Genomic DNA, 19,269 nt, shown 5'->3' on the forward strand with positions numbered 1-19,269 from the left:
ATTGAAGCGCCCTGGATACAGATATGAAAATGTGGAAGTCTTTTATTCTCGGCCTGACTCTTTTGGGCCTGACCACCGGTTCACTGGCCGCCCTGCAGCCACTGGACAAAGTGGTCACCATTGTGAACGACAGCGTGATTCTGCAAAGCGATGTGGATGCAATGCTGAAAACCGTGCACCTCAATGCAGCGCGCCAGGGCCAGCCCCTGCCGGACGACAGCATTCTGGTCAATCAGGTGATGGAAAAGCTCATCATGGAAACCCTGCAGCTGCAGCAGGCAGAACAATTTGGCATCCGCATTGATGACAATCGCCTGGATCAGGCGATCAGCCAGATTGCCGCCGAGCAAAATATGTCCGTCGCCCAGTTGCAGCAGGAACTGGCCGCCGGTGGCATCAGCTACCCGATTTTTCGTGAGCAAATCCGCCGCGACCTGACCGCCAGTGAAGCCCGTACCATTATGGTGCGCCGCCGGATCAATATTCTGCCGCAGGAAGTGGACACGCTGGTCACCCAGCTGGGTCAACAGCAGCAGGAAAGTGTGCAGTACAATATCAGCCATATCCTGATCCGCCTGGGTGAAGGCGCCACTCAGTCTGAGCGCCAGACAGCCGAGCGCAAAGCGAACGATCTGCTGGCGCAATTGAACCAGGGCGCGGATTTCACCAACCTGGCCTACAGTGCGTCAAACGGTCCCAAAGCCCTGCAGGGCGGCGCCTGGGGCTGGATGAGTCCGGAAGAAATGCCGACTATCTTTGCCGATCAGATCCAAGGTCAGGGGAAAGGTGCTATCATAGGGCCATTCCGCAGCGGTGTGGGTTACCACATTCTCAAAATCAATGATGTGAAAGGCCAGGAGACTGTCTCAGTCACCGAAATCAATGCCCGCCACATCCTGCTGAAAACTTCTGTCATCCTGAGCGATGAAGGAGCGAAGAAACAGCTCGAGCAGGTTCGCCAGGACATTATCTCAGGTCAACGCAGCTTTGCTGACGCGGCTCAGGCTCTGAGTGCCGATCCGGGCTCTGCCGCAAATGGTGGTGAGCTGGGCTGGCAGACGCCAGATATTTACGTCCCTGAATTCAAACAGCAGGTTGAAACCCTGCCTGCAGGCACCATCAGTGAACCGTTCCAGACGGTACACGGCTGGCATATTGTGGAAGTGCTGGATCGCCGTCAGGTTGACCGCACCGATGCGGCCGCGAAGAACCGGGCTTACCGGATCCTCTTCAGCCGTAAATTTAACGAGGAAGCACAGGCGTGGCTGCAGGAACTGCGGGCCGGCGCCTATATTGAACAACCAGGATTTGATGATGAACAAGGTTAAACGTATTGCCATCACGCCGGGAGAACCGGCGGGTATTGGCCCGGATCTCGTCGTAGCACTGGCACAACAGCCATGGCCGCACGAGCTGGTCGTGTGTGCCAACGCCGAACTGATGGCTGAACGTGCGGCCCTGCTGGGCCTGCCGCTGGAAATCGTCAACTATGATCCAAGCACTCCGCCGCAGCCCCATCGTGCGGGCACTCTGGTGGTAGACAGCCACGCACTGAACGCCAGTGTGATCCCGGGCCAGCTTGACGAGCACAATGGCCATTATGTGCTGGACACCCTGCGCCGCGCGGCCGAAGGCAATATGGATGGCGAATTTGCCGCTCTGGTCACCGGGCCGGTTCACAAAGGCATCATTAACCGTGCAGGCGTCTCCTTCAGCGGACACACCGAATTTTTCGCCCAGCAGGCACAATCCAATCAGGTGGTGATGATGCTGGCAACCGAAGGGCTGCGTGTGGCGCTGGTGACCACTCACATTCCGCTGGCTTACGTGGCTAAAGCCGTGACCGAAGAGCGTATTCATCAGGTGATTCGGGTGCTGCATGCGGATCTGGTCAGCAAGTTTGGCATCAAACAGCCGAAAATTTATGTGTGCGGCCTCAACCCGCATGCCGGAGAAGATGGCCATCTGGGCCGGGAAGAGATCGAAGTGATCACGCCGGCCCTGAATGTTCTGAGAGAGCAGGACGGTATGGATCTGGTTGGCCCGTTGCCGGCCGATACGATTTTCCAGGATAAATACCTGGCCGAAGCCGATGCCGTACTGGCGATGTACCACGATCAGGGTCTGCCAGTGCTGAAATTCAAAGGGTTTGGTAATGCCGTCAATATCACTCTGGGATTACCTTTTATCCGAACATCAGTTGATCATGGTACCGCATTGGAACTCGCCGGTACCGGACAGGCGGACACAGGGAGCCTCTGGACAGCGCTTACCCACGCCATCGAAATGGTAGATAAAAAACAATGAGCAGTGATCAGGTCCATTTAGGCCACCGCGCCCGTAAGCGCTTTGGCCAGAACTTTTTGCACGACGAATACATCATCGACAACATTGTCGCCTCGATCAATCCGAAGCCGGGCCAGAATCTGGTTGAAATCGGTCCCGGTCTGGGCGCACTGACCGAGCCTGTCGGTAAACAGGTCGATAAGTTTACGGTCATTGAGCTGGACCGCGATCTGGCCGAACGTTTACGCAATCACCCGGATCTGTCCGGCAAGCTGACGATTCATGAAGGCGACGCCATGCGTTTCGACTTCACGCAACTCATCAGGGAAAACAACAAACTGCGGATTTTCGGCAACCTGCCTTACAACATTTCAACGCCGCTGATGTTCCACCTGTTCAGTTTCCATCAGCATATTGAAGATATGCATTTCATGCTGCAGAAAGAAGTGGTCAACCGCCTGGCTGCCGGCCCGGGCACTAAAGCCTATGGCCGCCTGACCGTGATGGCGCAATATTACTGCAAAGTGATGCCAGTGCTTGAAGTGCCGCCAAGCGCCTTCAAACCCGCCCCGAAAGTGGACTCAGCCGTGGTTCGGCTGTCGCCCTATGAAACATTACCGCATCCGTGTACTAACCTGAAATGGCTGGACCGTGTTTGCCGGGATGGTTTTAACCAGCGCCGTAAAACAGTACGTAACTGCTTTAAAGCCATCATGGATGCAGACACACTGGAAAGCCTGGGAATCAACCCCGGCTCGCGTCCGGAAAACCTGACACTGGAACAGTTTGTGTCTATGGCGAACTGGCTGGATGCCAACCACAGCCACTAAGTCATGTGCCGGGCCATCGCGCCCGGCAACTGCCTTGCACAAAGGCATTGTCGTATCAGAAAGGAAGCAGCAAGGTGAACAACAAAGTTATCCCTACCATCAAATGCCGGGTCATCACCCATTACATTGATGACCAGTCTGAGCCAGAACAGAACCGCTACGTCTTTTCCTACACCATTACCATTTGCAACCTGGGCCAGGGCAACGCACAACTGCTTCGCCGCCGCTGGCTGATCACAGATGCCAATGGCAAGAAACTGGTGGTGGAAGGTGAAGGTGTGGTCGGCGAACAACCGACCATCGCGCCCAATGATGAATACACCTACACCAGTGGTACCATCATCGAAACACCCCTGGGGGTGATGGAAGGCCATTACGTCATGATTGACGACCATGGCAACGAGTTCAATGCCGAAATCGTGCCTTTCCGTTTGGCTATCCCCAATATTCTGCACTAAACAGGGTCGATCATGGCAACCTATCTGGTCGGTGATATTCAGGGCTGTTACCGTGAACTCTGCGCGCTTCTCGAGCGTGTGGGCTTCAGTGAACAGCACGATGAACTCTGGCTGGCCGGCGATCTGGTTGCCCGCGGGCCGGATTCTCTGGCCACCCTGCGTCTGGTGAAATCACTCGGCAACAGTGCCACCAGCGTGCTGGGCAATCACGATTTGCACCTACTGGCTGTGGCCCGGGGCATCGGCAAAGCCAAGCAGAAAGATCAGATTGATCAGATTTTGCAGGCCAGCGACAGCGACGCATTGCTCGACTGGCTCAGCCGCCAGCCTCTGCTGGCTGAACACTCGGCACACCCAATTGTCATGGTGCATGCCGGTATTGCGCCGCAATGGCAACTCGACGATGCCCGACGCTGCGCGCGTGATGTTGAAGCCATATTGCAAAGCGAGCACCAGCGATGGCTGCTGAGCAATATGTACGGCAATGAACCTGCCCTGTGGGATCCTGCGCTGTCAGGGCTGGACAGACTACGCTATACCATCAATGCGCTGACCCGGATGCGCTACCTGCATCCCGATGGCAGGCTGGAGATGCATTGCAAACTGCCACCGGGTGAACCGGGCACCGATCACCTGCTGCCCTGGTTTCAGTTTCCCCGTACACAACCACTGGGTAAAACCATTATTTTCGGCCATTGGGCCTCACTGATGGGTTATCAGGATGACAAGGCGATCGGACTGGACACTGGGTGTGTCTGGGGCCATCAGCTCACCATGCTGCGCTGGGAAGATCAGCAACGTTTTGAACAGACCAGACTCGCCGACTAAGTCGCCAACGAAGGGCGGGCGGGCAAGGAAGCCATCACACCCTCAGCCGTTTCCTGAAAAGCCCGACGCAGCCAGGAAAGCAAAGCCACAACCCGCTCATCGCTCTCGATCGCATTCGGTGAGAGCAGACAATACGACGAGCCGTCCGGCGTAAATCCGAAGGGGGCAGTCAACTGCCGGTTTTTGATATCACTGCCCACCATGTAAATCGACCCCATACCACAGCCGCTGCCAGCATAGACCGCTTCAAGCATGATGTAGAAATGCTCAAACCAGACCTCATCCCGGGCTGGGATAAGCTGAGCTGAACGCTGCTGCCAAACCTGCCAGGCACTGGGCCGGGTTTGGCTATGCAGCCGTGTCACCGGCTCGGTGTCGGATGCACGCTGCTCCCACTGCTCAGTCAGCATCACCGGACCGGTGAGCTCAGGACCAATGATGGCGGCGTGATCGCTTGGATTCCAGCTGAAATCGTCCCGGCGGATCGCTATATCGGCCTGGCTGTGCCTGAAATCAATCGGCCCGCCGGATGCGCTCAGGTGCAGCTCAATCTCTGGGTGCTGGGACTGGAAGTCCGCCAGACGCGGGATCAGCCACTTCATCATGATCGTCGGTTCGCAGGAAACCACTAATGGGGTCCGGTTCAGTCTGGTGGCGATCTTCTTTTCTCAGGCATCCCTCAGAACCGCCATGCTGAGTCGCCAGGGGATGATCAACCGCACCATTGGCAGTATTCTGATGCTGCTGGGGGCTTCATTGGCGCTGACACCCATGGCAGGATAAATCACACCGGCCCGTGTTCTGGCGTGCACGGGCCGAATCGAAAACAGCAGGTTTACTGGCGCTCCAGGATCACAAACTCCATGTCATGCGCGTTCTTTTCATCAGCCGCATAGTGCTCGCTGTGCGTCTGCCGCCAGCCGTCTCCCCAGTCCGGGAAGCAAGTATCTCCCTCGACCCTGAGATCGATAAAGGTCAGATAGAGACAGTCTGCAACGGGCAGACATTCTGCATACACGCTGCCGCCCCCGATGATCATCAGCTCATCGACCTGCCCGGCAGCAAGCTGTGCGGCAGGGAGATCCGCCACGACGGTGACGCCATCGGCGGTAAAGTCCGGGTTCCGGCTGATCACAATATTGTGGCGCCCCGGCAATGGCCGGCCAATGGATTCAAATGTTTTGCGTCCCATCACCACAGGTTTGCCCAGGGTGACTTTTTTAAACCAGGCAAAATCGGCCGGTAAGTGCCAGGGCATGGCGTTGTCTTTACCAATCACACGATCTTTTGCCATGGCGGCAACCATACTGATCTTCACACGTCGACTCCCTTTTAAATCACTGGTCGGCGACGATAAAACATTAAGCCGGGCATTGCCAGTCCTATGGCCAGCGCTGCCACAGTAAAGGCTGCGGTGATCCCGTTTTCGGCCATACGCTGCCAGATCTCAGGGGAAAAGCCATGCTGATTAAGATCCACCAACGCAATCATGGTCTTAAATGCATAGACACCGGGCACCATGGGGATCACGGCCGCCACGGTGAACACATGCGGCGGCGCCAGCAACCGGCGCGACCCGATGATCCCTATCATCCCGACCAGCAAAGCGGCAAAGAAGCTCGCCCATTCAATCGGCATGCCCTGCTGCATGAGTACAAAACGGCAACCGTGACCGAGCGCGCCCGCCATAGCGCAGTACTTCAGCGCTCTGACCGGCACATTGAAGACCATGGCAAATCCGACCGCCGGAATCGCGGCCAGTACCATGTCTGCGGCCAATGCGTATCCCCATTGCCAGAACGTCATGCCAGCCACCCCCAGACATTAAACAGGTTCATCGCCGCTACTATGCCCAGGCTGGTCGCCAAGGTCAGCAGACTGGCCATCACCCAGCGAGAAATCCCGAGATTCACATACCCGGACACCATATCGGCGACCGCATTGATCAGTGGAAAACCCGGCACCAGCAATAGAACCGACGATGCCATGGCCAGAAAAGGCTGATTGCCCAGCGCAAGCAAAGGCGCAGACGCTGAGACAGCCGTCGCAACAAACGCAGCGGCAGCAAAGGTCAGCAGTGGGTTGAAATGATGGTGTGCCATCATCAGGCGCAATGCCATGGCGGCAGACGCAGCGAACAAGGTAATCAGGGCCACCGTCAGATCACCGCCGGCCAGAAGACAGAATGCGGCACAGGACAGGCCGATCATCAGGATCACCCCCAGCGGCGGATAGCGTTGAGGCTGAATGGCAGACAGACGCTTCGCCATGGCCGCAGGATCCAGCAGCCCCTTTTCCGCCATGATACACAAATGATGGATCCGGGTGACAACCGCCATATTGATCCCATGATCCCGGCAGCGGCGCGTGGTCGTCAGGCAATGCCCTTTGACATGCACAGTGACCACAATGGCATTGGCGGTCAGCGCAATGTTGACCTCATCCACCCCCAGCGCCAGCCCGACACGCTGACTGACATCCACCACCACCGCAGATTCCGCGCCATGCTGTAACAGACGCTGACCCACCTGAGCGACGATTCGGGCAATCTCCCGTTCCATTTTCACTGTGACCGCCTGCATCCTGACTCCCTCAGCGCTTAATTCTGTTGATCATTATCTCCGCGAACAGAAAGATCAATTTGATGAGGCACAAAAAAACCGCTCCAAAGAGCGGTTTTTCACCTCAAACGGCCAATTACGGCTTGTAAATGATTTCGACGTCGTAATCGTCTTCGTTCCAATCATCCCAGTCGTCATCGTCGTCATCGCTTTTCGCAGCACTTTTCTTCAGTTGCTGCTCGTGGTAATCATCCCACTTGAAATCGACTTTGGTTTCTTCGGCTTCGTCTTCTTCGACCAGAGCCTGAGGAATGGAGTCAATCAAATCCATCAGCTCATAAGTCAATGGCTTAATACCAGTCCGGTTCAGCGCAGAAATACAGAAGTACTTCTCCTCCCATGCCAAGGCTTCCAGCACTTCCTGGATCTTCTCCTGAGCTTCTTCTTCCGGCAGCAGATCAACCTTGTTGAAAATGATCCAACGCGGCTTGTTCACCAGCTTTTCGCTGTACTGCTCCAGCTCATTGAGGATGGTGAAGGCGTTTTCCACCGGATCCGAACCGTCCGCCGGCAGCAGATCGATCATGTGCAGCAGCACACGGCAACGCTCCAGGTGCTTCAGGAAGCGAATCCCCAGACCAGCACCGTCGGCAGCGCCTTCAATCAGGCCGGGAATATCCGCAACCACGAAACTGCGCTCGCTATCAACCCGTACCACACCCAGACTCGGTACTAAGGTGGTAAACGGATAATCCGCCACTTTAGGCTTCGCGGCCGATACAGCACGGATAAAGGTCGATTTACCGGCATTCGGTAAACCCAGCATGCCAACGTCCGCCAGCAACAACAGCTCCAGGCGCAGGTGGCGGATCTCGCCTTTGGTGCCCATCGTCTTCTGACGTGGCGCACGGTTAACCGAGGACTTGAATCGGGTGTTCCCCAAACCGTGGAAACCACCTTTGGCGACCATGATCTTCATGCCGTGCTGGGTCAGATCGGCAATCACTTCACCGGTTTCTTCGTCCACGGCACGTGTGCCCACAGGGACAGACAGGACCCGGTCTTCGCCTCGCTTCCCGGTACAGTTGCCACCGCGGCCGTTTTCGCCGCGCTCAGCTGCATGAAAACGTTCGAAACGGTAATCGATCAGGGTGTTGAGGTTTTCATCGGCCAGCAGATATACATCACCGCCGTCACCGCCGTCACCGCCATCAGGTCCGCCTTTGGGGACATATTTTTCACGGCGGAAGCTGACAGTACCATTGCCGCCATCACCTGCATCCACCCGGATTACCGCTTCATCTACAAATTTCATCTTATTCTCCGCACTCTGGCGTTCACTTCGCCAGCCAGAAACTGTGATCGCCTGACTGTCTTTATTGTAATACCAATCGGAATAATTCTCAGGGCTTTACGCCCGCTGGCACTGAGTCAGACAATGTCCTGTGCCATAACAAAAAGCCCCGCCAGTAGGCAGGGCTTTCACGTTCTTCACGAAACTGAACTTATTCAGCAGATTCGATAGAAACGAATTTACGGTTTTTAGGACCTTTCACTTCGAATTTCACTTTGCCATCAGTCAGAGCGAACAGAGTGTGGTCTTTACCCAAACCTACGTTGTTACCAGCGTGGAACTTAGTACCACGTTGACGAACGATGATGTTACCTGCCAGGACAGATTCGCCACCGAAACGCTTAACACCTAGGCGTTTACTTTCTGAGTCACGGCCGTTACGAGTAGAACCGCCAGCTTTTTTGTGTGCCATCTCTAAACTCTCCTATTATTAAGCGCTGATGCCAGTAATTTTGACTTCAGTGAACCACTGACGGTGGCCCATTTGCTTACGAGAATGCTTACGACGACGGAACTTAACGATTTTTACTTTATCGCCGCGACCGTGCGTAACAACTTCAGCAGTCACTTTACCACCCGCAACGAATGGTGCACCAACTGTTACTTCTTCACCGTTAGCAACCAGCAGAACTTTGTCAAATTCAACGTTCGCACCAGTTTCAACGTCCAGTTTTTCCAAGCGTAAGGTTTGGCCTTCGCTTACTCGGTGTTGCTTACCACCACTTTGGAAAACAGCGTACATGTCTTACTCCGCTTATCCGCATAGGCCATTTGCCACGCTAAAAATGGGCAATGGGTATGCGCTTAATCTTGTCATCAATAGGGCGCGAATATTACTGGAAAACGCCGAACATGGCAAGCCGTTGGCTAAAGAAAATTGGTGAAAAGCTGCTCAGCAGAAAAAGTCACCCAAATAGCTGCAATGTAGGTTAGGAAGCCGGGAAGATTTTAGTGTAGTATGCGTGCATAATTCTTATTTTTGATTGCGCCGATACGGCTAACAATTTTGCTGGATGTATCATGGATTTCAAAGCTATCCAAGCACTCACCGCTGACGACATGGCGGCGGTTGACGCAAAGATTCAGGCTCAACTCACTTCAGACGTCGCCCTGATCAACCAACTGGGATTTTACATTGTCAGCAGCGGCGGCAAGCGTTTGCGCCCCATTCTGGCCATTCTGGCCGCCCGGGCTCTGGGTTATCAGGGAGACAAACACATCACCGCAGCGGCATTCATCGAATTTATTCACACCGCCACTTTGCTCCATGACGATGTGGTGGATGAATCTGATATGCGACGCGGCAAAGCAACGGCCAATGCCGCATTCGGCAATGCGGCCAGCGTACTGGTGGGTGATTATATCTACACCCGCTCGTTCCAGATGATGACCAGCCTGAGATCCTTAAGGATCCTGGATATCATGAGTGAAGCAACCAATGTGATCGCCGAAGGTGAAGTGCAGCAGCTCATGAACTGCAATGATCCTGATACCACCGAAGCCAGCTACATGCAGGTGATCTACTCCAAGACAGCCCGACTGTTTGAAGCGGCGACCCAAGTGGCTGCCATTCTTTCTGAAGCACCGGAACAGGTCGAGAAAGCCCTGCAAGACTACGGCCGCTATCTGGGGACCGCCTTCCAGCTTATCGACGATGTACTTGATTACAACGCCGATGGTGAGGAGATGGGCAAGAACGTGGGCGATGACCTGGCGGAAGGTAAACCCACCCTGCCGCTGCTGCATGCCATGCATCATGGTAATCCTGAACAAACGGCCATGATTCGCGCCGCGATAGAGCAAGGCAACGGGTTAGATAAACTGCAACCGATTCTGGCCTGTATGGAAGAGCACGGCTCTCTGGCCTACACTCAGCAACGCGCTGAAGAAGAAGCAGATAAAGCGATTGCTGCCCTGTCTGTGCTGGCTGAAAGCAAATATAAAGATGCGCTGATCGCTGTCGCCCGACTGTCGGTCAATCGCACCAAATAAACCTGCCCTTGCAGCGAAAGCGGCCTGACGCCTGTCCGGCCGTTTTTTGATTGCGCAATTTTATTGCACACCCCGGCAGCCAAGCTGTTCTGGCCCGTTTCACTCACAGAATTTCTCAGCTCTGAGCGCCAATTCTCTTTACGCTATAGTTATACAAGGTAAAGGGATACCTGTGCCCTGACCGTTTCTTCCCAAGACGGAGGTGACGCATGCAAGCCAATCAACTGAAAAAAGGAATGTGGGTAGAATACCCGCAGGGGATCGCGGAAGTGATCGAGATCGATCCGGATCATGACACCGCATTGATCGAAAACCTGAAGGATCATAAAAGGATCCATATCCCGTGCAGTGAACTGACCGACGAACCACAACTGCACAGCGGCTGCGGCGACTATTACTGAACAATCTCCCTTAATCGCCAGAGCCAGAAACAACAAAGCGGCCGGAGGGCCGCTTTGTTCAGTGTCATCAGGCCATGACAGCCTGTTGTCGGTACGCTGGCTTATTTCGCCGCGAACTCTTCACCCAAGGCGATATCGCCTTTCAGAGTATCCAGCATGCTGTCCAGAGCGTTCTGCTCGAACGCACTCAGGCTGCCGTAATCCAGTACTTCTTCCACACCGTCTTTGCCCAGACGAACTGGCTGTGCAAAGAAGCGAGCATGTTTGCCGTTTCCTTCCACGTAAGCGCACTCAACTACATTCTGCTCACCCTGCAGGGCACGCACCAGCGCCAGACCAAAACGGCAAGCCGCCTGACCCATAGACAGCGTGGCAGAACCGCCGCCTGCTTTGGCTTCAACCACTTCAGTACCCGCATTCTGAATGCGAGGCGTCAGGGCTTTCACTTCTTCTTCAGTGAACGTAACACCTTCAACCTGAGACAGCAGCGGCAGAATCGTTACACCTGAGTGACCGCCGATGACAGGCACATTCACTTCACATGGGTTCATGCCTTTCAGCTCACCAACAAAGGTTTCAGAACGGATGATATCCAGCGTCGTCACACCAAACAGCTTACGCTTGTCGTACACGCCGGCTTTTTTCAGAACGTCTGCCGCGATAGCCACAGTCGTGTTCACCGGGTTAGTGATAATACCGATACAGGCATTTGGACAGACAACCGCAATTTTTTCAGCCAGTGATTTTACAATACCGGCATTGACGTTAAACAGGTCCGCACGATCCATCCCTGGTTTACGGGCAACACCAGCAGAGATCAGTACCACATCCGCACCTTCAAGGGCAGGCGTTGGATCTTCACCAGCATAACCTTTGATAGAAACAGGAGTTGGGATGTGGCTCAGGTCAGCAGCAACACCAGGGGTAACAGGGGCAATATCATAAAGTGCCAGGTCAGAGCCGGCAGGCAGTTCATTCTTCAGTAGCAGAGCCAAAGCCTGGCCGATACCACCAGCCGCACCAATAACAGCAACTTTCATTTTCGTTCTCCTTTACGATAGAAGTCAGGGTTCATCAGACAGACCCCTTCAGATAGAATTCAGGCCATATACCCAATGTTTCAAACCCTTACTAATGTCTCTCAGTTTCTCGGGCACCAAGACGGTATAGCAAGCCCATCAGAAATACAATCATACCCCCTCAGCTTTGCGAAGTTGCGCAGGGGAGCCGGTTTACTTTTTCACTCACCTAAAAAGAATCCCTGTCTCAGTCGTGGGTTGATTTAATAATTATGCAGTCGACTAAACTATTAACACTACCCTGATCCCAAGTTCGAATGAACATTGTTTGCTACCCACTAACAGGTTGTGACAAAATACGGGCCCTCTCCCTGTACATGAAATTTACTTATGCGTAGTTCTGATAAACAAGAACGCTTGATAAAAGCATTCAAAGCCATACTCAAGGAAGAAAAATTCAGCTCTCAAGGTGAGATTGTCGATGCCTTGAAAGCACAGGGCTTCGATAACATTAACCAGTCGAAAGTGTCACGGATGCTGACCAAGTTCGGCGCGGTACGGACCCGCAACGCGAAAATGGAAATGGTCTACTGCCTGCCCGTCGAGCTGGGTGTACCGACCATCAGTAGCCCGTTGAAGGAACTGGTCATGGAAGTGGGCTATAACCATGCCATGGTCGTGATTCACACCGGTCCGGGTGCGGCGCAAGTGATCGCCCGTCTGCTCGACTCGCTGGGCCGCGCCGAAGGTATCTTGGGGGTTGTAGCCGGAGATGACACGATTTTCATCACGCCGACCCTGACGACGACTGCCGAAGAGCTCTTCGACTCTGTCTGCTCGCTGTTTGATTACAGTAAGTAAGTCAACCCTTCAAGTAACGCTCTCTCCGCTGCCCCTGAGAGAGCGTGCTTCTCCTCCCCTTACCAGCCATCTTTTCCCGCTCAGTGACCGGATTTTCAGTGGATAGTTATGCTCTGAAATATGGTCCGTTGTCGCAATCTCATTACTTTTTCACAAAAAGACTTTTACATTATTTCAATAATACGCCGATCGTTTGCTATTATCTCTTTGATTTGTTTAAAGCATTGCGGGCCGTGTACCTGCACCACTGATAAGAAATAACACAACAGGAAGGGATCACAATGGCGTTTACAAAACTGTTAAAAGTCAGCGCACTATCTGCCACCGTTCTTACCTCTGGCTTGGCGCAAGCGGAAGAGTTCATCACTATCGGTACCGGCTCTGTCACCGGGGTGTATTACCCGACCGGCGGTGCTATCTGTAAACTGGTGAACAATGATCGTAAAACCAATGGTATCCGCTGCTCTGTCGAATCGACCGGCGGATCCGTATACAACGTCAACACCATGCGTGCAGGGGAACTGGATTTCGGCGTGGTGCAGTCTGACTGGCAATATCACGGCTATAACGGCACCAGTGAGTTTAAAGAGTTAGGGCCGTACAAAGAAATGCGTGCTGTTTTCTCTCTCCACACAGAACCGTTCAACATCATTGCCCGCACTGATGCAGGCATTAACAATCTTGATGACCTGAAAGGCAAACGCGTCAATATTGGTAACCCGGGTTCCGGCGACCGAGCCACGATGGAAGTGGTCATGAACGCCATGGGTTGGGATAAGGATGACTTCAAACTGGCTGCTGAGCTGAAAGGCTCTGAGCGCTCACAGGCACTGTGTGATAACAAGATCGATGCCTTTGTTTATGTCGTTGGCCATCCGAACGGATCGATCAAAGAAGCCACCACGTCTTGTGATGCGAAACTGGTTCCGGCCACAGGCGCTGCTATCGACAAACTGGTTGCCGATAATCCTTACTATGCCAAATCGACCATCCCGGGCGGCATGTATCGTGGCACTGACAGCGACGTCAACAGCTTTGGTGTAGCCGCAACTTTAGTGTCTTCAACCAAAGTGTCGGATGACGCCGTCTACGCGCTGGTCAAAGCCGTGTTTGAGAACTTCCATGTATTCACGCGCCTGCACCCAAGCTTTGCCAACCTGAAAAAAGAAGACATGGTCAAAGCCGGTATTTCTATCCCGTTACATCCGGGCGCAGAGAAATACTACAAAGAAGTGGGTTTGATCAAATAAGCCAACAGCTGTTCATCCTGCAAAGTGCACCGTCTTGACGGTGCACTTTTTGTCTGTCAGAGCACAAAAATGCCCACTGTCAGATCAATTTGCCAGACTACAATAAAAACTGAAACCTCAAACAGTTAATCACGGTTCGCTCCTGAATTAAGGAAGTAGCATGACAAAAACCAACCATGACGATGTCCAGGACATGGTGGCACAGGCAGATACCGGCGCACGCAATCCCGAGGGGATACAGGGACAAATTCTATGGGTTGTTGCCCTTTGCTGGTCATTGTTCCAGCTGTGGTATGCCTCTCCCCTCCCTTTCATTTTCGATATGGGCATCTTCAACGATACCGAAGCGCGTGCTATCCACCTGGCATTTGCCATTTTTTTAGCCTTTACTGCCTTCCCTGCCCTGAAGAGCTCTCCCAGGGATCACATTCCACTGCAAGATTGGATGCTTGCACTGCTGGCCAGTTTTTCTGCCGCCTATATCTACCTGTTTTACGAAGCACTGTCTGGCCGCTCTGGCGCTCCAACCACGCTGGATGTCGTCACTTCGGTGGTCGGCATGCTGTTGCTTCTGGAAGCCACACGACGGGCCCTGGGCCCTCCGCTGATGGTGGTTGCCTCTGTTTTCCTGCTGTACACCTTTGCCGGCCCCTACATGCCGGATGTTATTGCACACAAAGGTGCCAGCCTGAACAAAGCCATGTCGCACCTGTGGCTCACCACAGAAGGGGTCTTCGGCGTCGCCTTGGGGGTCTCGACTGCGTTCGTATTCCTGTTTGTACTGTTCGGCGCCATGCTCGAACGGGCCGGTGCCGGTGCTTACTTCATTAAAGTGGCATTCTCCCTGCTGGGCCATATGCGTGGCGGCCCCGCCAAAGCGGCGGTCGTCGCATCGGGTTTATCGGGTCTGGTATCGGGGTCTTCCATCGCCAACGTGGTCACGACGGGAACCTTTACCATCCCGCTGATGAAACGGGTTGGTTTCCCCGGCTACAAAGCCGGCGCTGTTGAGGTGGCTGCCTCGACCAACGGCCAGCTCACGCCCCCCATCATGGGGGCAGCGGCATTTTTGATGGTGGAATATGTCGGCGTCTCTTATGTCGAAGTGATTAAGGCTGCGATACTGCCGGCCCTCATCTCCTACATTGCCCTGCTTTACATCGTCCATTTGGAAGCCTGTAAAGCCGGCATGACAGGCTTGCCCCGCCATTATCAACCGACTCTGGCGCAAAAGCTGACCTCTTTTGTGGGTACCATAGTCGGCCTCATGGTACTCAGTGCCATCGTCTATTACGGCATCGGCTGGACCAAAGATGTATTTGGTGCCGCCGCGACACCGATCATTGCGGTGGTGATCCTGATCGCTTATATCGCTCTGGTGCGTCTGGCGGCCAACTATCAGGATCATCTGCTGGAAGATCCGAATCAGGAGCTGACCGAAGTGCCGGATCCCGGCCCGACGGTGAAATCCGGTTTGTACTTCCTGCTGCCGATCGTGGTACTGGTCTGGTGTCTGACTGTGGAGCGATTCTCGCCGGGCTTATCGGCTTTCTGGGCAACGGTGTTTATGATTTTCATCCTGCTGACCCAGCGTCCGCTCATGGCCATTTTTACCAAAGAGCAAACGCTTGCTGAAGCGGGTAAACAAGGCTGGCACGATTTGCTGGAGAGCCTGGTCACCGGCGGGCGCAATATGATCGGGATCGGTGTCGCCACGGCCGCAGCCGGGATTATTGTTGGCGTGGTGACGCTGACGGGCGTTGGCCTGGTGATGACCGACTTTGTCGAGTTCATCTCGGGCGGCAATATCATGCTGATGCTGCTGTTTACCGCCGTGATCAGCCTGATCCTGGGCATGGGGCTGCCCACCACGGCCAACTACATTGTGGTCTCGACCCTGATGGCGCCTGTGATTGTCACTCTGGGCGCTGAGAACGGCCTGATCATTCCTTTGCTGGCTGTGCATTTGTTCGTGTTCTATTTCGGGATTCTGGCCGATGATACCCCACCGGTCGGTCTGGCGGCGTTTGCAGCGGCGGCGATTGCGAAAAGCGATCCGATCCGTACCGGTATTCAGGGTTTCACCTATGATATCCGCACCGCCATCTTGCCCTTCATGTTCATTTTCAATACCCAGCTCCTGTTGATGGATATTGATACCTGGTGGCACCTGTTTCTGACCGTGGCGTCCGCTGTGATTGCCATGCTGACCTTCTCGTCCGCAACCCAAGGATGGTGGTTCACCAAAGTGAAATGGTGGGAAAGCATTTTGCTGTTGCTGATCACCTTCTCCTTGTTCCGGCCGGGTTTCTGGTGGGATATGGTCTATCCGCCCAAACACGAAATGCCGGGCACCCTGATCGTTGATGCTGCCGATAAACTGGCTATTGGTGAGCCTCTGGAAGTGCAGGCAACGGGAATGGATTTGCTGGGCGATGAAGTGACCAAGCACGTGCTGCTGCCGTTTGATAAGGATGCGGTTGATCCGAATGAAAAAATTGCCTCAACCGGTCTGATGCTCAAGCAGGAAGGCGAGAAGATGATGGTTGAACTGGTCGAATTCGGCAGCCCGGCTGAGCAGGCCGGCATTGATTTTGGCTGGGAAATTGTCACCGTCAGCTTGCCCGCGGTCAGACCGATGAAAGAATGGGTCTTTGTCCCAACGCTGGCGCTGCTGGCCTTACTGGGCTGGAATCAGCGGCGAAAAGCCAAACTTGATGTGCCCGTCAAAGGTGAAACACACAAAAATGCGGAACAGGACTAAACTCTAGTCAGTACAATACTTCAGCCACAGGCGCCAACACCGGCCTGTGGCTGCCTGACAGAGAGGATGCCATGTATACCCACATTTTGGTGCCTGTCGATCTCAATGAGGAAGGCTTTGGTGATAAAGCGGTTGCGCTTGCTGTCTGGCACGCCCGCCAGTCAGACGCTGTCATCCATTTGCTCAACGTCCTGCCGGGTATTCACCTGGCAATGGTGTCTAACTATTTCCCTAAAGATGCCGCACGTAAAATGCTGCAGGACACCCAGCAAAAGCTGAAACACTTCGCCGAGCAACACATTCCCGGCGATATCCGCCACATAGAAACCGTATCGGAAGGCAAAGTCTGGTCCACCATAGTGGATCATGCCCGCCAGGTGAAAGCCGATCTCATTATTATGCCCAGCCACCAGCACTCCACAATCGATAAGCTGGTTCTGGGTTCAGTGGCGGCTAAAGTGGTGGAAAACGCTCCCGGTAATATCCTGATCCTCAAGCCATCGGGTTTATGATTCAGGACGGGCGGTGATCATAGCCCCAGCGTGGCACCAGCCCTTGCTCAACGCCGAGATGATCCAGTATCCGGGCCACCATGAAATCGACCAGATCGTCGATAGACTTGGGCTGATGATAAAAGCCGGGTGCGGCCGGCATGATGGTCGCTCCCAGGTTGGAGAGCTTGAGCATATTCTCCAGATGCAGGGAAGAAAACGGGGTTTCCCGGACCACCAACAGCAGCTGACCGCGCTCTTTGAGCACCACATCGGCGGCACGCTCCAGCAGATTATCCGACAAACCATGAGCCACCGAGGCCAGCGTGCCCGCGGAACACGGACAGACCACCATTTTTTTCGGCGCGGCCGAGCCGGACGCCACCGGCGAAAACCAGTCCTCTTTGCCACAGACCGTCAGTTTATCGCCCGAATAATTGAGATGTTCTGCCAGTGCCGCCTGTGCCGCTTCAGGACCCGCAGGCAGTTTCAGGCCGTGTTCGGTCGCCAGCACCACACGCGCTGCAGAGGAGATCAGCAAGTAAACCTGATAATCCGCTGCGAGCAGGCACTCCAGCAAACGCAGTCCGTAAGGGGCACCGGATGCCCCGGTCCAGGCCAGTGTAATCCGCTTATCCTGCATTTTTGTCTCCCTGCGCCAGCGCGGCAAGCAGCTTGTCATGAATCCCGCCAAAGCCGCCATTGCTCATCACCAGAATCGTATCTCCTGGACGGGCTGAAGCAACGATCTTCGCCACCAAAAGATCAATATCCGCTTCACATTGAGCCGGCTGAGTACACAGATCAGCAATATCCTGCACCGACCAGGGAATCGTGTCTGGTTGAAACAGGAAAACTTCATCCGCCGCTGCCAGTGCCGGGGCCAGATCGGCTTTATGCACGCCCAGCTTCATGGTGTTCGAGCGCGGTTCCAGCACTGCCAGAATACGCGAATCGCCCACCTTGGCACGTAATCCGCCTAATGTCAGTTCAACAGCGGTCGGGTGATGGGCGAAATCGTCATACACTTTCACGCCATTCTGCTCCCCTTTCAGCTCCAGCCGCCGCTTGGTATTGACAAAACGCGCCAGCGCTTCGCAAGCCAGCTCTGGGGTAACCCCGACATGCCGCGCGGCGGCAATCGCCATCAATGCATTGCTGACGTTGTGATCCCCGATCAGATCCCAGCGCACAGTACCCACGGTTTTACCGGCAAAAATCACATCAAATGTACTGCCGTCCGGCTGGTGCTTGTTCGCTTGCCAGTCACCGTTGTCACCACTGTATTCCAGCTCGCTCCAGCAACCCATCGCCAGCGTTTCATCAATGGCCGGCACGCCGTGAGGAGCCAGAATCTTGCCTTCGCCCGGCACAGTGCGGATTAAATGATGAAACTGACGTTGAATGGCAGCCAGATCCGAAAAAATATCTGCGTGATCGAACTCCAGATTGTTCATTAACAAGGTTCGTGGTCGATAATGAACAAACTTAGAACGCTTATCGAAAAAAGCACTGTCGTATTCGTCCGCTTCAACCACGAAGAAGCAACTCTCACCTAAACGTGCGGAAACGCCGAAGTTTCCCAGTACGCCGCCGACCAGAAAACCCGGCTGATAGCCACAATCTTCCAGAATCCAGGTCAGCATACTGGCTGTCGTGGTCTTGCCATGGGTCCCCGCCACCGCCAGTACCCAACGGTCATGTAACAAAAATTCCTGTAACCATTGCGGGCCTGAGGTATAACGCAGGTTTTTATTCAGCACGTACTCAACGCATGGATTGCCCCGGCTCATGGCATTGCCTATCACCACCAAATCCGGCGCCGGATCTAATTGCGACGGATCATATCCCTGAATAATTTCAATGCCTTGCGACTCCAGCATTGTGCTCATCGGCGGATAGACATTGGCATCGCTGCCGGTCACTCGATGGCCAAGCTGCTTGGCCAGCATGGCGGCTCCGCCCATAAAAGTGCCGCAAATTCCGAGAATGTGGATATGCATAACTGTCAGCTCACAAAATAAATATTGGTCACGACCACGCTTCAGTGTTACTTCGTTACCATAAAAAAGATCTTTAGATACAATTGCATCAAACAATAACTGGCCAATGGCCAAGGGTACAGTTCAATTGCCCGAAAAGAGGCATTGTACCGAATATTTATCCCCCCATGA

Annotated in this window: 22 protein-coding genes; 12 read left to right on the forward strand and 10 right to left on the reverse strand. The window is 54.1% G+C overall.

The window, feature by feature from the left end:
* Nucleotides 1-23 precede the first annotated feature (23 nt).
* The 5 genes from surA to LN341_RS13540 all read left to right on the forward strand — a co-directional run bounded on the left by surA (nucleotide 24) and on the right by LN341_RS13540 (nucleotide 4,402).
* Nucleotides 24-1,328, forward strand: a complete 1,305-nt coding sequence (gene surA, locus LN341_RS13520) for a peptidylprolyl isomerase SurA (protein WP_234203580.1) — start codon at nucleotides 24-26, stop codon at nucleotides 1,326-1,328.
* On the forward strand, nucleotides 1,315-2,307 hold the full coding sequence (gene pdxA / locus LN341_RS13525; protein WP_234205061.1) for a 4-hydroxythreonine-4-phosphate dehydrogenase PdxA: 993 nt from the start codon (nucleotides 1,315-1,317) through the stop codon (nucleotides 2,305-2,307). The genes surA and pdxA overlap by 14 nt, the downstream gene beginning before the upstream one ends.
* Nucleotides 2,304-3,116: a 16S rRNA (adenine(1518)-N(6)/adenine(1519)-N(6))-dimethyltransferase RsmA gene (gene rsmA / locus LN341_RS13530; RefSeq protein WP_046222220.1), complete on the forward strand. Its 813-nt coding sequence runs from the start codon at nucleotides 2,304-2,306 to the stop codon at nucleotides 3,114-3,116. The genes pdxA and rsmA overlap by 4 nt, the downstream gene beginning before the upstream one ends.
* Before the next feature lie 74 nt (nucleotides 3,117-3,190).
* A complete protein-coding gene (apaG, locus tag LN341_RS13535; RefSeq protein WP_046222219.1) occupies nucleotides 3,191-3,574 on the forward strand; it encodes a Co2+/Mg2+ efflux protein ApaG in 384 nt (127 codons plus the stop codon).
* A 12-nt stretch (nucleotides 3,575-3,586) separates the two neighbouring features.
* The gene (locus LN341_RS13540) at nucleotides 3,587-4,402 is read left to right on the forward strand and encodes a symmetrical bis(5'-nucleosyl)-tetraphosphatase (protein WP_234203581.1); all 816 of its coding nucleotides are present in this window, start codon (nucleotides 3,587-3,589) and stop codon (nucleotides 4,400-4,402) included.
* Here LN341_RS13540 and LN341_RS13545 read toward each other — a convergent pair.
* A complete protein-coding gene (locus LN341_RS13545; RefSeq protein ID WP_234203582.1) occupies nucleotides 4,399-5,007 on the reverse strand; it encodes a LysR substrate-binding domain-containing protein in 609 nt (202 codons plus the stop codon). The genes LN341_RS13540 and LN341_RS13545 overlap by 4 nt on opposite strands.
* On the opposite strand from LN341_RS13545, the gene LN341_RS13550 reads away from it, so the two are divergent.
* Nucleotides 5,006-5,185 carry a hypothetical protein gene (locus LN341_RS13550; RefSeq protein WP_234203583.1) on the forward strand — a complete coding sequence of 60 codons (180 nt, stop codon included), beginning with the start codon at nucleotides 5,006-5,008 and terminating at the stop codon, nucleotides 5,183-5,185. The genes LN341_RS13545 and LN341_RS13550 overlap by 2 nt on opposite strands.
* Nucleotides 5,186-5,237: 52 nt before the next feature.
* On the opposite strand, the gene folA is transcribed toward LN341_RS13550, so the two are convergent.
* The 6 genes from folA to rplU form a co-directional block, all read right to left on the reverse strand.
* Complete coding sequence (gene folA / locus LN341_RS13555; protein WP_046222215.1) at nucleotides 5,238-5,720, reverse strand: type 3 dihydrofolate reductase; 483 nt, start codon at nucleotides 5,718-5,720, stop codon at nucleotides 5,238-5,240.
* Between the two features lie 14 nt (nucleotides 5,721-5,734).
* Nucleotides 5,735-6,208: a threonine/serine exporter family protein gene (locus LN341_RS13560; protein ID WP_046222214.1), complete on the reverse strand. Its 474-nt coding sequence runs from the start codon at nucleotides 6,206-6,208 to the stop codon at nucleotides 5,735-5,737.
* A complete protein-coding gene (locus tag LN341_RS13565; RefSeq protein ID WP_046222213.1) occupies nucleotides 6,205-6,984 on the reverse strand; it encodes a threonine/serine exporter family protein in 780 nt (259 codons plus the stop codon). The genes LN341_RS13560 and LN341_RS13565 overlap by 4 nt, the downstream gene beginning before the upstream one ends.
* Nucleotides 6,985-7,099: 115 nt before the next feature.
* Entirely contained in the window at nucleotides 7,100-8,278 is a 1,179-nt protein-coding gene (gene cgtA, locus LN341_RS13570) for an Obg family GTPase CgtA (protein WP_234203584.1), read from the reverse strand.
* Between the two features lie 190 nt (nucleotides 8,279-8,468).
* Nucleotides 8,469-8,729, reverse strand: a complete 261-nt coding sequence (gene rpmA, locus LN341_RS13575) for a 50S ribosomal protein L27 (protein ID WP_027251812.1) — start codon at nucleotides 8,727-8,729, stop codon at nucleotides 8,469-8,471.
* Between the two features lie 18 nt (nucleotides 8,730-8,747).
* Nucleotides 8,748-9,059 carry a 50S ribosomal protein L21 gene (gene rplU / locus LN341_RS13580; RefSeq protein WP_027251813.1) on the reverse strand — a complete coding sequence of 104 codons (312 nt, stop codon included), beginning with the start codon at nucleotides 9,057-9,059 and terminating at the stop codon, nucleotides 8,748-8,750.
* Nucleotides 9,060-9,337: 278 nt separating this feature from the next.
* Here rplU and ispB point away from each other — a divergent pair, with 278 nt between their 5' ends.
* Both ispB and LN341_RS13590 read left to right on the forward strand, forming a co-directional pair.
* Complete coding sequence (gene ispB, locus LN341_RS13585; RefSeq protein ID WP_234203585.1) at nucleotides 9,338-10,309, forward strand: octaprenyl diphosphate synthase; 972 nt, start codon at nucleotides 9,338-9,340, stop codon at nucleotides 10,307-10,309.
* A 209-nt stretch (nucleotides 10,310-10,518) separates the two neighbouring features.
* Nucleotides 10,519-10,710, forward strand: coding sequence for a hypothetical protein (locus LN341_RS13590; protein WP_218383580.1), 192 nt, complete (start codon nucleotides 10,519-10,521; stop codon nucleotides 10,708-10,710).
* A gap of 101 nt (nucleotides 10,711-10,811) precedes the next feature.
* Here the strand turns inward: LN341_RS13590 and mdh are convergent, their stop codons facing one another.
* Entirely contained in the window at nucleotides 10,812-11,750 is a 939-nt protein-coding gene (mdh, locus tag LN341_RS13595) for a malate dehydrogenase (protein WP_234203586.1), read from the reverse strand.
* 369 nt (nucleotides 11,751-12,119) lie between these two features.
* Here mdh and argR point away from each other — a divergent pair, with 369 nt between their 5' ends.
* From argR to LN341_RS13615, 4 genes are all read left to right on the forward strand, one after another.
* Nucleotides 12,120-12,590, forward strand: a complete 471-nt coding sequence (gene argR / locus LN341_RS13600) for a transcriptional regulator ArgR (protein WP_046222208.1) — start codon at nucleotides 12,120-12,122, stop codon at nucleotides 12,588-12,590.
* 281 nt (nucleotides 12,591-12,871) lie between these two features.
* A complete protein-coding gene (locus LN341_RS13605; RefSeq protein ID WP_046222207.1) occupies nucleotides 12,872-13,840 on the forward strand; it encodes a TAXI family TRAP transporter solute-binding subunit in 969 nt (322 codons plus the stop codon).
* 160 nt (nucleotides 13,841-14,000) lie between these two features.
* Nucleotides 14,001-16,604 carry a TRAP transporter permease gene (locus LN341_RS13610; RefSeq protein WP_234203587.1) on the forward strand — a complete coding sequence of 868 codons (2,604 nt, stop codon included), beginning with the start codon at nucleotides 14,001-14,003 and terminating at the stop codon, nucleotides 16,602-16,604.
* A gap of 71 nt (nucleotides 16,605-16,675) precedes the next feature.
* Nucleotides 16,676-17,116, forward strand: a complete 441-nt coding sequence (locus tag LN341_RS13615) for a universal stress protein (protein WP_046222205.1) — start codon at nucleotides 16,676-16,678, stop codon at nucleotides 17,114-17,116.
* A 1-nt stretch (nucleotide 17,117) separates the two neighbouring features.
* Here the strand turns inward: LN341_RS13615 and LN341_RS13620 are convergent, their stop codons facing one another.
* Both LN341_RS13620 and mpl read right to left on the reverse strand, forming a co-directional pair.
* Nucleotides 17,118-17,738: a flavin prenyltransferase UbiX gene (locus LN341_RS13620; protein ID WP_046222204.1), complete on the reverse strand. Its 621-nt coding sequence runs from the start codon at nucleotides 17,736-17,738 to the stop codon at nucleotides 17,118-17,120.
* Nucleotides 17,728-19,098 (reverse strand): UDP-N-acetylmuramate:L-alanyl-gamma-D-glutamyl-meso-diaminopimelate ligase, encoded by a 1,371-nt coding sequence (gene mpl / locus LN341_RS13625; protein ID WP_234203588.1) that lies wholly within the window; start codon nucleotides 19,096-19,098, stop codon nucleotides 17,728-17,730. Before mpl ends, LN341_RS13620 begins: the two co-directional genes overlap by 11 nt.
* Between the last annotated feature and the right edge of the window lie 171 nt (nucleotides 19,099-19,269).

It is taken from the genome of Photobacterium sp. TLY01 (assembly GCF_021432065.1).
Lineage (GTDB): Bacteria > Pseudomonadota > Gammaproteobacteria > Enterobacterales > Vibrionaceae > Photobacterium > Photobacterium halotolerans_A.